Below are 13,409 nucleotides of genomic sequence, written 5' to 3'. Positions count from 1 at the left end.
CTGTTCGGCATGAACGTCGGCGGCATCCCGCTGGCCGACCATCCGCATGGCTTTTGGGTGCTTGTGGGCGTCATTGCCGCCTTCAGCGCCCTTGCGGCCTGGCTGGCGTTTCGGAACAAGCGCTGAGGGGCTCAGGTGGGTCAGGGGTCTCAGGCGGAAACTTGTCGAGCCCGATAAAGCATGTCCAGCGTGATATGGCGGACCTCGAGCTTGCTTTGCTCGATGTGCGCACGCAGGAGGCGCTGGGCTTCTTGGGCGCGTCGGCGGACGATGGCCCGCAAGATTGCAGCATGCTCTGCGTAGGTGGCTTCTATTCGGCTGGATTTGGTGAAGTCCAGCCTGCGTATGATGCGGATGCGGTCGGTGATTTCGCCATGCACGCGCACCATCTCGCGGTTGCAGCTGCCTTCCACCAGGCTGTGATGAAAGGCTTCGTCTAGGTCACGTACTGCGGCGGGGGTGTCCAGGCGCTGGCTGGCCGGAACTTCCCAGCGAGCCGTCAGACTGTCCAGGCTGGCGCGATCCAGGCTTTCGCACAGACGGCCCACTGCGTGGCATTCCAGCAGGATGCGCAGATCGTAGAGCTCGTCGAACTTGTCGAAGTCCAACGGCGCTACCTGCCAGCCCAGCTTGGGAAAGACCCGCAGAAAGCCCTCACGCTGCAGGCGCTGCAGGGCCTGGCGCAAAGGAGTGCGGCTGACCTGCACGTGCTCGGTCAGCTCCGTCTCGCTGAAACGGTCTCCCGGCATCAGGCGGAAGTCGAAGATCAGGCCCTTGATGCGGTCGTAGGCCTGGTCGGCCAGCGTGGGACGCGCTTTATTGCTGGCCGTCGGGGCGAGGCTGGAGGCTGGGGCGAACGGCAGGCGCGGCTTCATCGGGGCGTCATCATACGAAACAGGACAGTGGTTCAGGCGCTCTTCCAAGGGATCATGCTCACATGGGCGCTGACGATGCGCCAGCCTTCTGGCAGGCGTGCCCAGACTTGAGTCTGGAAGCCCCGCAGTGTGGTGTCGCTGCGCACAAACTCCACCTGCGCTACCGCATGGTCTGGCCCGAAGGCATGGAGGCGCAGATGCTCTAGGCGGCGGGTGAAGTTTGGCGCCGGTGTGGCCTGGCGGTAGGCCACCAGTTCGGCATGGCCCCACTGGCGGTCGGCGACGCCGTAGCGGGTGGTGCGTGGGTTGTTCCAAAAGAAGGCGTTGAGGGTTTCGACATCGTTGCTCATCAGCGCACGCTCGTAGGCGTGAAAGGCGGCTTCCACCTCGCCCAGTATTTCGGGCAGGTCGATTTGTTCGTTTCTGAGTGGCATGGTCGTTTTGGCAAAGGGTCAGCCGAGGTTGGCCAGGTAGGCGCGCCAGCCGCCGTGGGCGCTGATGTCCGGCGCGTCAGCCAGGGCAGCGCCTTCGCAAATGAAGCCCTTGACCCAACTGCCGTCAAACAGCTCCACGGAACCCAGGCCCAGGGGCGGCGGAATCAATGCCAGGAAGGAACCCACCCGGTACAGCGGCATCTCATAGACCTCCACTTCGATGGCATGGCCAGCTTCGCCAGGGGCCACCCGGGCCAGGCCGGGCTTGGGTGGCGTAGTGCCTGGCAGGGCGTGCAGGCGGTAGGCTGGTGCAGTGCGGGTGCGGTACCGCAGGCGGCAGCCCCGTTCCGTGAGTTGATGGTGCAGTGGCAGCCCCTGCAGATGGGCACCGACCACTGCCAGCTTCAGGGTGGGGGCGGCGTTCAAGCTGCGCCGCAAGGCATAGTCTTCGTTGCGAGCAGGCCGCAGTCGCGCTCCGAGAAAGGCACCAGGCTCAGCCAGCCGGGCCGCTTCCCAGTGCTGACCCCACTGCGTCAGGGCCGCATCGGCGCCGCCCGGGCCGATCAGGGTGATGCCGAAGGGCAGGCCGGCGGTGGTGAAGCTACTGGGCAGAGCCAGGGCCGACCAGCCCAACAGGTTGACGAAGTTGGTGTAGCGGCCCAGTGCGCTGTTGCGCGCGATGGGTTCGGCTGCCACCTCGGCCCGCGTCGGGTGGGTGGGGGCCGTAGGCACCAGCAGGGCGTCCAGCCCCTCCCACAGCGGTGCCACCGCGCGGGCCAGGGTTTCGAGCTGGTAGTGGCCTTCGAAGACCTGGGCGGCATCGAAGCGGCGCGCTTGCAGGATGAGTTCGCGCACCACCGGGTCCAAGGCCGCAGGCTGGCGTTCTATCAGCTCGCGGATGGCGGCGTAGCGTTCGGCGATCCAGGGCCCGTCATACAGCAGGTTGGCCACGGCGAACAGCGGCTCGAAGTCCACCGGCACCAGTTCGGCACCCAGGGCTTGGGCGCGGGCCAGGGCAGACTTCCATGCAGCGGGGTAGCCCAGGGCCGCGTCCAACCCGGTAGCGTCGGGTATGCCGATGCGCGGACGCTCGGGCAGCCAGGCCGGCTGCAGCACCGGGTGGGGAAGGGGCGAGCCGGCATCCGGCCCGTCAATGACCGCCGCCACTTCTGCGGCATCGCCCAGGGTCAGGGCGAAGACGCTAACCACGTCCAGCGTACGGCAAGCCGGCACCACGCCCTGCATGCCTATGCGGTGGGGTGTGGGCTTGAGACCTACGATGTGGTTGTAGCCGGCCGGCACGCGGCCTGAGCCGGCGGTGTCCGTGCCCAGCGCAAAGGGCACCAGACCACGTGCGACGATTGAGGCCGAGCCCGAACTGGAACCGCCGCTGACGTAAGCGGGATCGAAGGTGTTGGGTACCTCGCCATAGGGCGAGCGGGTGCCGACCAAGCCGGTGGCGAACTGGTCCAGATTGGTCTTGCCCACCAGCACTGCACCAGCTGCACATAGGCGGGCCACTACGGTGGCATCGGCATCGGCCGTGTGGGCGAAGGCAGGGCAGGCTGCGGTGGTGGTCCATCCGGCTGCATCGATATTGTCCTTCACCGCGAACGGAATTCCCCAGAGCGGCGCCTGCGCTGGGTCCAGGCTGTCCAGGCGGGCCAGTTCGGCGGCCAGGCTGGTGGCGTCCAGCCGGCTGATCCAGGCGGGGTCGTCGGGCGCAAGGCGGGCCAGCAGCGCGCCCAGCAGGATGGCGGGCTGGGCGCCGGCTGCGTAGGCGCCACGCCAGTCGGCCAGGGTCACGGGGATATTCATGCGTAAAGACTTTCGATCAACGGCGCGGCCAGGCTGGTCCAGCCAACGATGGCACCCTGGGCGCGGATCATTTCCAGGGTGGCCTGCTTGAATTCGGGGAAGTAGCTGGCGGTGCAATCCTCGACCAGCAGGCAGTCGTAGCCACGGTCGTTGGCTTCGCGCATCGAGGTCTGCACGCAGACCTCGGTGGTCACCCCCATGAACGCCAGGTGGGTGATCCCGCAGCCTTGCAGCAGGGCGTGCAGGGGGGTGGCGTAGAAGGCGCCCTTGCCAGGTTTGTCGATAACGAATTCACCCAGCCGCGGGGCCAGTTGGGGAATGATCTGGTTGCCCGGCTCGCCCGCGATCAAGATCCGGCCCATGGGCCCTTCATCGCCGATACGCAGCTGGGGTTTACCGCGCTGGCGCTTGGCCTGGGGGCAGTCGGACAGATCCGGCGCATGCGCCTCACGGGTGTGCACCACCAGCCCGCCGGCCTGGCGCCAGGCAGAGAGCACCGCCTGGCAGGTGGGGATGATGGATTGCAGCTTCGCCACGTCATTGCCGAGGCTTGCGCCAAAGCCGCCGGGCTCGACGAAGTCGCGCTGCATGTCGATGATGACCAAGGCGGTGTGAGGCAGCTCGTAGGCAAAGGCAAAGGGCTGGGCATTCAGGATGCGAGGGGGAGGTTTCATGCGGCCTCCCGGTCGGCAGGGATCGTGCGCGCAGCGTGCCCGCCACCCATCTGGCTACCCATGTGGCCACCCATGTGGCCACCCATGTGGCCACCCATGTGGCCACCCAGAGTCTGTCTGTCGGCTGCGGCGGCCGGCATGTCCAGCACGATCTGGCCTTCGCTCATCACCACGATGCGGTCGGCCAGCGCCAGCAACTCGTCCAGGTCCTCGCTGACCAGCAACAGCGCGCAGCCGCGCGCACGGGCCGCGCGCAGGCGCGCGTGGATGTCGGCCACCGCGGCGAAATCCAGGCCGAACACCGGGTTGGACACCAGTAGCAGTCGGGGCTCGCCGGCCAGTTCGCGGGCCAGCACGGCGCGCTGCACGTTGCCGCCCGAAAGGCTGCGAATCGGTGCGCGCTCGCCCTGGGTCTTGACGCCATACTCGGCGATCCAGGCTCGGGCCTGGGCACGCAGGCGACCGCCCAGGCGCCAGCCGCCGCGCGAGAAGGGCGCCTGGTCGAAGTTGCGCAGCCCCATGTTGTCGGCCACGCTCAGCGCGCCCACGCAGGCGTTGCGCAGCGGCTCCTCCGGCATGGCGCGCACGCCCAGGCGCTGGTTCTCGGCGCGGGTGGCTGCAAAAGGCTGGCCGGCCACGTGCACGCTGCCGGATTCGCGGGCGCGCTGGCCCACCAGTGCCTCCATCAGCTCGCGCTGGCCGTTCCCGGAAACGCCAGCCACACCTACGATTTCTCCGGCGCGCACGGACAGGTTCAGGTCGCGCACTGCACTCTCGCCCCGGTCGCCGCGCACGGTGAGGCCGCGGACGTCGAGTTGCACCTCGCCTGGAGTGTGTGGCGCCAGCTCAGCCTCCGGGCGGGTGGCCAGCTCCTCGCGGACTTCCTCTGGCCCGGCCTCGCGGCCCACCATGGCCTCGGCCAGCGCCTCGGGCGTGGTGTCGGCCACGGCGCCGCTGTGCACCAGGCGGCCGCGGCGCAGCACGCTCACGTCGTCGGCATAGGCGCTCACCTCGCGGAACTTGTGGGTGATCATCAGCACCGAGCAGTTACCTGCATGGGCGCGCGCGCGCAACGCGCCCAGCACCTCGTCGGCTTCCTGTGGCGTGAGCACCGAAGTGGGCTCGTCGAGGATCAGCAAGCGCGGCTTCAAGAAGAGCTGCTTGAGTATCTCCAGCTTCTGCTTTTCGCCTGCCGAGAGGTCCATCGGTGTGGCATCCAGATCCAGCCGGAATGGAGTGGTCTTCAAAAAAGCGTCCAGCTCCGCGCGTACCCGCTTCCAGGGTACGACGGCCGGCAGGCGACCACGTGCCAGCAGCAGGTTTTCGGCCACCGTCATGCCCGGAACTACGGTGAAGTGCTGATAGACCATGCCGATGCCCAGGTCGCGGGCCACGACGGGCGAGTTGATGGCCTGCTCGCGCCCACCCACCAGCACCGCGCCGTCGTCGGGCTGGTAGTAGCCCACCACGCACTTGACGAGGGTGCTCTTGCCGGCACCGTTCTCCCCCAGCAGGGCGTGCACGGTGCCCGGGCGCACGCTGAGCGAGACATCGCCCAGCGCGGTGAAGCTGCCGAAGTGCTTGCTCAGGCGGTAGGTTTCGAGTTGGACGGCATTCATGCTTGCATCTCCCGGCGGAAGACTTCGAGGGTGTGGGCCTTCACGCGCACGAACTCGGGGTCCGACACCGCCTCGGGCGTGCGCGGCCGCGGCATGGGGAAGGGCACCAGCTCGGCGATGCGCGTGGGCCTGCGCGTGAGCAGCAGGATCTGGTCGGCCAGGAACACCGCGTCTTCCAGGTCGTGCGAGACAATGACCATGCTCACGCCGGTGGCCAGGTGCGCCTCCTGGAGCTTGGCGCGGATGAACAGCGTCATCTCGAAGTCCAGCGCCGAGAAGGGCTCGTCCAGAAACATCACCTCAGGTTTGGGCGCCAGCGCCCGCATGATGCAGACGGTCTGCATCTGTCCTCCGGAGAGCTCATAGGGGTAGCGCTGCAGGTCGAAGCGGATCTCGAACAGCGCCACCAGCTCGTCCACGCGCTGCTTCACCTCGGTGGGCTTCATGCCCTGGCGGCGCAGCGGGTAGGCGATGTTGTCCCAGGCGCTGATCCACGGAAACAGCGCATCGCGGTAGTTCTGGAACACGTAGCCGATGCGCGTGTCCTTCAGGCTCTTGCCGTCGAACAGGATCTCGCCCGAGTCCAGCGGCACCAGCCCGGCGATCATGTTCATCAGCGTGGACTTGCCGCAGCCGTTCGGCCCGAAGATCGAGACGATCTGACGGCGCGGAAGATCGAGGTTGAAGTCCTTGTAGAGCACCTGGCCGGCGAACGACTTGCACAGGCCGCGCACCGTCACGTGGGTGTTGGGCGCCGCACGCAGCGTAAGCAGGCTGCTGGCGGTCGTGGCCAGCTTCACCTCGGTGGGAGTGGCGGAGACCAGTAGCGAGCTCGTCATGCCTTGCCTCCCCAGTGGATCAGCTTCTTTTCGATCAGCAGGAAGACCAGATTCAGGCCGTAGCCCAGCGCACCGGTCACCAGGATGGAGGTGTACATGTCCTTGACGTTGAAGACCTGCTGCGCGTCGATGATGCGGTGGCCCAGGCCGGTCTCTGAGCCGATGAACATCTCGGCCACGATGACGATGACCAGCGCCATCGAGACTGCGCTGCGCAGGCCGATGAAGGTCTGGGGCAGGCTCTCCATCAGCATCACGTCCTTGAACACATGCCAGCGCGACACACCCATGATTTGCGCCGCCATCACCCGCGTCTTCTTGGCGTTCATCACACCGTAGGCGCTGTTGAAAAGCACGATCAGCATCGCGCCGAAGCTGGCGATGGCGATCTTGTTCAGGTCGGTGATGCCGAAGATCAGCATGAACAGCGGGATCAGCGCCGAGCTGGGCGTGGAGCGGAAAAAGTCGATCAGGAACTCCACGCTGCGGTAGGCACTCTCGGCACTGCCGAACATCACGCCCAGCGGCAGGCCGATGGCAATGGCAATGGCAAAGGCGCACAGCGTGCGCAGCAGCGTGGCCCATACGTCCGGCAGGATGGCTCCGCTAGTGAACGCCTGCGCCAGGTGTTGCAGCGTTTCGCCGGGCGGCGGCAGCAGCACCGGCTTGACCCACTGCGCCGAGATCATCAGCTGCCACAGCGCCAACAGCAGCAGCGGCCCCACCAATGGCAGCCACCGGCGGTTGTAGAAGAAGGCGAGCGCGTTCATGCGGTACTCTCAAGCGGTGTAGAGCAGCGACTTCACGTCCAGCTTGCGGCTGAATATCTTGCGCTCGGTGAATACGTCGAAAAATTTCTGGAAATAACCCAGATCGCTGACGCTGAATTCGTTGTACATCGTGAAGCCGGACAAAGGCACCTCTCTGACCAGTGCCTCCTCGATGGCGGTGAAGCCATCCATGTGTTTGCGCGACTCCTCTGGCGACGAGCGCACCCATTGCACTGCCTTGCCATAGGCTGCGATGTAACGCCTGGCCAGTTCCGGCGAGTCTTTGAGAAACGCATTAGTGACGCTGGCACTGCCGCCGAACCAGGGTGCGTCCGGATTGCCCAGCACGTACTTGGAGATCACGCCGGTCTCCAGCACCCGGCTCAGGCCCTTCAGCCTGCCGGCGGTGCCGGTGGGCTCCAGCGTGTAGACCGCATCGACCTGGCCTGAGGCCAGCGCCGGCACGTGCTGGCCCACCGGCAGCTCGGTGACGGTCGGGTTCGCAATGCCGTTTTTCTCCAGGATGATCTTGGCCAGCGTGACGTTCTGGATGCCGGGACCGCTGGCGATCTTCTTGCCCGCCAGCTCGGCGATCGACCTCACGGGGCTGTCTTTGGGTACCACGAACTCGTCCAGCACCAGCGACCTGTTCGAGGGGTTGGAGCAGATAATTTTGAACAGGTTGGGACTGGTGATCTCGGCCAGCCCCAGCACGGCCGAGGCGGTGCCGTTGGCCGAGCCGTGGATGCGGCCGGAGATCATGGCCTCGGCCACCTGCTGCGCGCTGGCGAACTTCACGCCCTCCATGTTCAGCCCGGCTTCCCTGAAGATGGCACGCTCCAGACCCACGTACAGCGGCAGGCCGGAAGCGATGGGCCAGTAGCCGATCAGGATCTTGTCGTCGGCATGCGCCGGCCTGGCCCCCATGGCGGTGAGCGCGCTCGCGGCGCTGGCGCCGATGAGCAGGTGGCGGCGTTGGATGTTCGAGGTCATGGTGGCTTTACTCCTGTTCAGAAGGTGCGCAGCAGTTCGAGCAGCGCGCTGGAATCGGCCACCGCCCCGAACACGCCGCCCTGCATCTGGATCATCTGGATGGCGGCGGCGTGGTTGCCTTGCTCGGTGGCGCCGGTGCAGTCGGTCAGCATCACGCACTCGAAACCGCGGTCGTTGGCCTCGCGCATGGTGGTGTGCACGCAGACATCCGTGGTGATGCCGGTGAGGATCAGGTTCTCGATGCCCCGCACGCGCAGGATCAGCTCCAGGTCGGTGGCGCAGAAGCTGCCCTTGCCCGGTTTGTCGATGATGGGTTCGCCGGCGATGGGGTAGAGCTCGGGGATGATGTCCCAGCCAGGCTCGCCGCGCACCAGGATGCGACCGCACGGCCCCATGTCGCCGATGCCCGCGCCAATCTGCTGCGAGCGCCAGCGCTTGTTGGGCGGCAGGTCGGACAGGTCCGGCCGGTGGCCTTCGCGGGTGTGGATGACGTGCAGGCCCACGCGGCGCGCTTCGGCCAGCAGGCGCTTCAGGGGCTCGATCGGTGCGCGGGTGAGCGACAGGTCGTAGCCCATCTTGTCTACATAGCCGCCGACGCCGCAGAAGTCGGTCTGCATGTCGATGATGACCAGCGCCGTGTTGGCGGGTCGCAGGTCACCGTTGTAGGGCCAGGCATAGGGTTTGGAGGCGATGGTCTTCAACGGAGGCTCCTCATTGGTTCAGCAGATTGGACTGTTCGCCACGGTAGCGGCGCGTCGGCGGATCGAAGCCGCAGGGCGTGCCGTCCTTCACGACGACACGTTCTTCCCAGGGCAGCTTCGCGCTACCGGCCACCATGTCGCGCATGAAGGTGTAGGGGCAGTCCGTGGCGCCGCCTCGCACGGCCACGTAGCCGCGGTGCAGGAACTGGTAGGGGTTGTTCTCGACCCCCCAGTGCTCGCGAGCCTCGCGGATCAGGTCGGGGCGGATTTCGGCGCAGACGATTTCGTCGGCCCGCCCACCACCCTGTGCGATGACAGTGCCGTCAAAGTTACAGACCATGGCCTCACCCATGGAGTCGAAGGTACCGTCGCTGCCGCACAGGCACACGCTAGCCGTGGCCATTAGGTTCTGGAAGGCGTTGGCCTGGTTGGTGATCTGCCAGGCATGGCGGATCGGCGCGGTGTAGCCGGCGGTGCGCAGCATCAGCTCGGCCCCCTGGTACGCGCATTCGCGCGCCATCTCGGGGAACATGCCGTCGTGGCAGATGATCAGCGCCAGCTTGACGCCCCGGGGGCCGTCGATCACCGGGATGCCCATGTTGCCGGGCTCCCAGGGCTCCACCGGCACCCAGGGGTGGAACTTGCGGTAATAGAGCTTCAGCGCACCCTGGTCGTCGATGACGAGCCCGGTGTTGTACGGGTTACCCTCGGGGTTGCGTTCCATGATCGAGAAGCAGCCCCAGATTCGGTTGGCCGCGCAGGCGACCTGGAAGGCGGCCACCTCGGGGCCGTCAAGTGCGACCATCAGCGTGTCGGTCGTGGCCATTGACAGGCCGTGCAGCGAATACTCCGGGAATACCACCAGGTCCATCGCCGGATAGCCGCGGCGCGCCTTGCCGACCATTGCGACGACGCGCTCGGTTTGCACCGCGAGCTGCGTCGGGGTGTTCACCACCGGCAGCTGCAGCTGCACCAGGCCGACGACTACGCCGTTCGGCGATTTGTTTAGTCCACCCAATCCACTCATGTCACAAAACTCCTTGTCTAGGCCGGGATGTACCGTCGCGCATCACGGTTGCCGGGGTTTATCGACTCAGGCTCAGCTCGACCGGCGCACCCTTGAGCGAGCGCCGGGGCGAACAGGTGAGTACCAGGATCAGCAGCGTCAGCGCATAGGGCACGGCGTTGAAGAGGTAATAGCCGGCGCTAATGCCCACCGACTGCAGGGCTGGGCCGATGGCGCCGGCCCCGCCAAACAACAGGGCCGCGCCCAGGCAGCGCCAGGGACTCCAGCGTGCGAAGATGACCAGAGCCACCGCGATCAGGCCCTGGCCGCTGGACAGGCCTTCGTTCCAGCTGCCGGGGTAGTAGAGCGAGAGCGAAGCCCCGCCCAGGCCGGCGATGAAGCCGCCGGCCGCGGTGGCGGCGATGCGCACGCCGTGCACCGAGTAGCCCAGGGCGCGGGCGGCGTCGCTGGAGTCGCCCGCCATGCGCACCACCAAGCCCCAGCGGGTGCGGGTGAAGCCCCAGGCCATCAGCCCGGCCAGTAGCACGCCTAGCGGAAAGAGCGCGTTGACGGACAGGGCGGTCTGCACCTGCGGCGAGGCGCTCCAGGCGCCCAGCGCCAGGGCGGGGATCTGCGGCGCCTGCGGCTGGATGAGCGGCTTGCCGAAGTAGAAGGCCAGGCCGGTGCCCAGCAGCATCAGCGCGATGCCGGTGGCGATGTCCGACACCCGCGGCAGCGAACACAGCAGGCCGTGCAGCGTGGCCAGCAGGGCGCCGCTGGCACCGGCGGCCAGCACGCCCAGCCAGACGCTGCCGCTGAGGTAGGCACCGCCGAAACCGGCCATGGCCGAGAGCACCAGCACGCCTTCCAGGCCCAGGTTGATGCGGCCGGATTTCTCGGTCAGGCATTCGCCCAGGCTGACGAACAGAAAGGGCGTGCCCACGCGGATGGCGCCGCCCAGCACGGCCAGCAACAAGGTGGTCCAGTCGTCGGCGTTCATGGCATGGTTTCCTTCAGGGCCGGGGTGGCCGGCAGGGTGGGGGACAGGGCCCCGGCCAGGCCGGCGGCGATGCGGCCGCGCAGCGCCTCGGCGGCCAGAATCAGCACGAAGGCAAAGCCCTGCAGCACCAGCACCGAGGCGTCGGGCAGGTCCAGCCGGCGCTGCAGCAGGCTGCCGGCCGCACCGAAGCCGCCGAACAGCACGGCCACCGGCGGGATGGCCCAGGGGTTTTGCCGGGCCACGAAGGCCACCAGGATGCCGGTGTAGCCCAGGCCCGAGAGCACCGACGCGTTGGCCGCACCCTGCACGGCGGCCACCTCGACGGCGCCTGCCAGCCCGGCGCAGGCGCCACCGGCGGCGCAGGCCACCAGAATTAGCCGGTGGCTGGGCAGGCCCACCAGACGCGCAGCCTTGGCGTTGCCGCCCACCACCCGCACGGCAAAGCCATGGGTGGTGAAGCTCAGCCACAAGCCGGCCAGCAGGCACAGCACCGTGCCGATGACCAGGCCCCAGTGCACATCGCCCAGCCAGCTGTCGAAGGCGGCCTCGCCCATGATGGGGCCGATGCGCAGGGCCTCGGCCAGCGGCGGGGTGGAGGGCTTGTTCAGGCTGGCTGGGTCGCGCAGCGGGCCTTCGACCTGGTGCTTGAAGACCGCGATGGCGATGTAGCTCAGCAGCAGGCTGGAGATGGTCTCGTTGACCCCGCGGTACTGGCGCAGCGCGCCGGCCAGCGCCACCCAGGCGGCCCCGGCGGCCGCGCCCGCGGCCAGCACCATCGCGATGCCCAGGCCATTGGCCGGCGGCGCGATGAGGCCGGGCAGGGCGGCGCAGGCCAGCGCCCCCAGGGCCAGCGCGCCCTCGCCGCCGATCACCGTCAGCCCGGCCTGGGCCGGCAGGGCCACAGCCAGGGCGGTGAGCATCAGCGGCGCGGCGCGCAGCAGGGTGTTCTGCCAGGAGAAGGCCGAGCCGAAGGCGCCCTCGTAGAGCAGCTGCCAGGTCTCGAGCGGGCTGGTGCCGCCTAGCCAGACGAAGCCACCAAACAATAGCAGCGCGCCAGCCAGGGCCAGCACCGGCAGAAGCAGGTTCTCGGCGGCGACGTGCCAGGGCCGGGGGGCAGCAGCAGGCATGGCGTTCTCCGTGGCGTCTTCAGGGGAGGTGCGGGGGTGTCAGACCTTGCCGATGACGCCGGTCACCAGGTAGTTCATGCCTTCCAGCGCGACGTCGGTCTGCTTGTGCACCGTGCCCTTGGGGATCACGACCTTGCCGGTGTTGTCCTTGAGCTCGCCCTTGAAGATGTCGAAAGCGCCCTTGAGCATGGCCGCGCGGATGCCCTCGGCCTGTTTGCGGGCGGCCTCGGACACCATGGCGCCATAAGGCGAAGCCTTCACGAAGCCTTCCTTCAGGCCGCCGCGCACGAAGTTCGGGTGCGGCTGGCCGTTCTTGGCGGCCTCGACGATCTGCTTGTAGGGCGTGACCCAGTTCCACTCGGCCCCGGTCAGGTAGGCCTGCGGCGCCAGCTTGGCCTGCGAGGCGTGGTAGCCGCAGACGAACTTGCCGCGCTTGGCCGCGGTCTCGACGATCACCTTGGGGCCGTCCACGTGCATGGTGAACACGTCCACACCCTGGTCGGCCAGGCTGTTGGTGGCCTCGGCCTCCTTGACGGGCATGGACCAGTCGCCGGTGAAGATCACCGAGCAGGTGATGTCCGGGTGCACCGACTGCGCGCCCAGCGTGAAGGCGTTGATGTTGCGCAGCACCTGCGGGATGGGCTTGGCTGCCACGAAGCCGAGCTTCTTGCTCTTGCTCATGTGGCCGGCGATGACGCCGTTGAGGTACTGGGCCTCGTCGATGTAGCCGAAGAAGCTGCCCACGTTCTTCGGGTGCTTTCCCTCGGTCCACAGGCCGCCGCAGTGGGCGAAGCGGATGTCCGGGAACTTGCCGGCCATGGCCAGCACATGCGGGTCGAAGTAGCCGAAGGAGGTGGGGAACAGCAGCTTGGCGCCGTCCTGCACGATCATGCCCTGCATGGTCTTCTGCACCGCGGTGGTCTCGGGCACGTTCTCCTCTTCCACCACCTTGATGCCGGGCCAGGTCTTGACCACGGCGGCCGCCTCGGCATGGGCCTGGTTGTAGCCGTAGTCGTCCTTGGCACCCACATAGATGAAGCCCACGGTGAGCGGACTCGCTGCTTGACCCCAAGAGGCCCAACTGCCAGCGGCCATGCTGAGGCCAAGCATTCCCGTCTGTTTGATCCAATTTCGGCGTTTCCAGTGCAGTTCTTCGGACATTGTGTTGCTCCAGTTCAAAAATGGCGGATGGGAGAACCTGCAAACGTCCGCTTTTGGGGATGTTCTGAGGTTCTAACTTGTATACAAGCAATTCATGGGCCAGTTTTGATGGGGGCAGAAAGTCGTTTTTCAGGCAGAAAACGCATCTTTCGTGCGGCGGGATGCAGCATTCCGTGCCACATTGGGGAGGTTGCTCAGGCCCCTGTGCACCGCGCCTGTGCGCTGCCAGGGCGCGTCGCGTTTGTACGCAAGCCGACAAAAAGGTGTTGGGGCGTGGCGATGCCTGCACGGTTTTTGGCCGCAAGGCGCTGTTTTGCCACGCAAAGCGCCGCCTTGCCGCCTGGGCGTGGCTGGTACGGCAGTTGCGTCTGCAGGGCCCATGCACGCCTCTA

The 13,409-nt window shown here is 67.0% G+C and carries 13 protein-coding genes and 1 pseudogene; 1 reads left to right on the top strand and 13 read right to left on the bottom strand.

The window, feature by feature from the left end; translation table 11 throughout:
- Window positions 1–126, top strand: a pseudogene (locus PHQ87_RS09230) (magnesium transporter CorA); the annotation flags it as partial.
- Between the two features lie 23 nt (window positions 127–149).
- On the opposite strand, the gene PHQ87_RS09225 reads toward PHQ87_RS09230, so the two are convergent.
- Genes PHQ87_RS09225 through PHQ87_RS09165 form a run of 13 tightly spaced genes read right to left on the bottom strand, consistent with a single transcriptional unit; the run spans window position 150 to window position 12,966 of the window.
- Complete coding sequence (locus PHQ87_RS09225; RefSeq protein WP_300233272.1) at window positions 150–875, bottom strand: GntR family transcriptional regulator; 726 nt, start codon at window positions 873–875, stop codon at window positions 150–152.
- A gap of 32 nt (window positions 876–907) precedes the next feature.
- The gene (gene hpxZ / locus PHQ87_RS09220; protein ID WP_300233270.1) at window positions 908–1,309 is read right to left on the bottom strand and encodes an oxalurate catabolism protein HpxZ; all 402 of its coding nucleotides are present in this window, start codon (window positions 1,307–1,309) and stop codon (window positions 908–910) included.
- Between the two features lie 18 nt (window positions 1,310–1,327).
- Window positions 1,328–3,127, bottom strand: coding sequence for an allophanate hydrolase (gene atzF, locus PHQ87_RS09215; protein WP_300233268.1), 1,800 nt, complete (start codon window positions 3,125–3,127; stop codon window positions 1,328–1,330).
- Complete coding sequence (locus PHQ87_RS09210) at window positions 3,124–3,801, bottom strand: cysteine hydrolase (protein WP_300233266.1); 678 nt, start codon at window positions 3,799–3,801, stop codon at window positions 3,124–3,126. Before PHQ87_RS09210 ends, atzF begins: the two co-directional genes overlap by 4 nt.
- Window positions 3,798–5,420 carry an ABC transporter ATP-binding protein gene (locus tag PHQ87_RS09205; RefSeq protein WP_300233265.1) on the bottom strand — a complete coding sequence of 541 codons (1,623 nt, stop codon included), beginning with the start codon at window positions 5,418–5,420 and terminating at the stop codon, window positions 3,798–3,800. Before PHQ87_RS09205 ends, PHQ87_RS09210 begins: the two co-directional genes overlap by 4 nt.
- Entirely contained in the window at window positions 5,417–6,259 is an 843-nt protein-coding gene (locus PHQ87_RS09200) for an ABC transporter ATP-binding protein (RefSeq protein WP_300233263.1), read from the bottom strand. The genes PHQ87_RS09205 and PHQ87_RS09200 overlap by 4 nt, the downstream gene beginning before the upstream one ends.
- Window positions 6,256–7,029, bottom strand: a complete 774-nt coding sequence (locus tag PHQ87_RS09195; protein WP_300233261.1) for an ABC transporter permease — start codon at window positions 7,027–7,029, stop codon at window positions 6,256–6,258. The genes PHQ87_RS09200 and PHQ87_RS09195 overlap by 4 nt, the downstream gene beginning before the upstream one ends.
- Before the next feature lie 9 nt (window positions 7,030–7,038).
- The gene (locus PHQ87_RS09190; RefSeq protein WP_300233259.1) at window positions 7,039–8,022 is read right to left on the bottom strand and encodes an ABC transporter substrate-binding protein; all 984 of its coding nucleotides are present in this window, start codon (window positions 8,020–8,022) and stop codon (window positions 7,039–7,041) included.
- Window positions 8,023–8,039: 17 nt separating this feature from the next.
- Window positions 8,040–8,723 (bottom strand): isochorismatase family cysteine hydrolase, encoded by a 684-nt coding sequence (locus PHQ87_RS09185; RefSeq protein ID WP_300233257.1) that lies wholly within the window; start codon window positions 8,721–8,723, stop codon window positions 8,040–8,042.
- A gap of 10 nt (window positions 8,724–8,733) precedes the next feature.
- Window positions 8,734–9,750 (bottom strand): formamidase, encoded by a 1,017-nt coding sequence (locus PHQ87_RS09180; RefSeq protein ID WP_300233255.1) that lies wholly within the window; start codon window positions 9,748–9,750, stop codon window positions 8,734–8,736.
- 58 nt (window positions 9,751–9,808) lie between these two features.
- A complete protein-coding gene (locus tag PHQ87_RS09175; RefSeq protein WP_300233253.1) occupies window positions 9,809–10,729 on the bottom strand; it encodes an ABC transporter permease in 921 nt (306 codons plus the stop codon).
- Window positions 10,726–11,856 carry an ABC transporter permease gene (locus PHQ87_RS09170; protein WP_300233251.1) on the bottom strand — a complete coding sequence of 377 codons (1,131 nt, stop codon included), beginning with the start codon at window positions 11,854–11,856 and terminating at the stop codon, window positions 10,726–10,728. The genes PHQ87_RS09175 and PHQ87_RS09170 overlap by 4 nt, the downstream gene beginning before the upstream one ends.
- Window positions 11,857–11,895: 39 nt before the next feature.
- Window positions 11,896–12,966, bottom strand: a complete 1,071-nt coding sequence (locus PHQ87_RS09165) for a BMP family ABC transporter substrate-binding protein (RefSeq protein ID WP_300233249.1) — start codon at window positions 12,964–12,966, stop codon at window positions 11,896–11,898.
- Between the last annotated feature and the right edge of the window lie 443 nt (window positions 12,967–13,409).

Origin of the sequence: Hydrogenophaga sp., from assembly GCF_028698005.1 — a bacterium.
GTDB lineage: Bacteria > Pseudomonadota > Gammaproteobacteria > Burkholderiales > Burkholderiaceae_C > Hydrogenophaga.
This window is presented reverse-complemented; position numbering and strand designations above follow the sequence as displayed.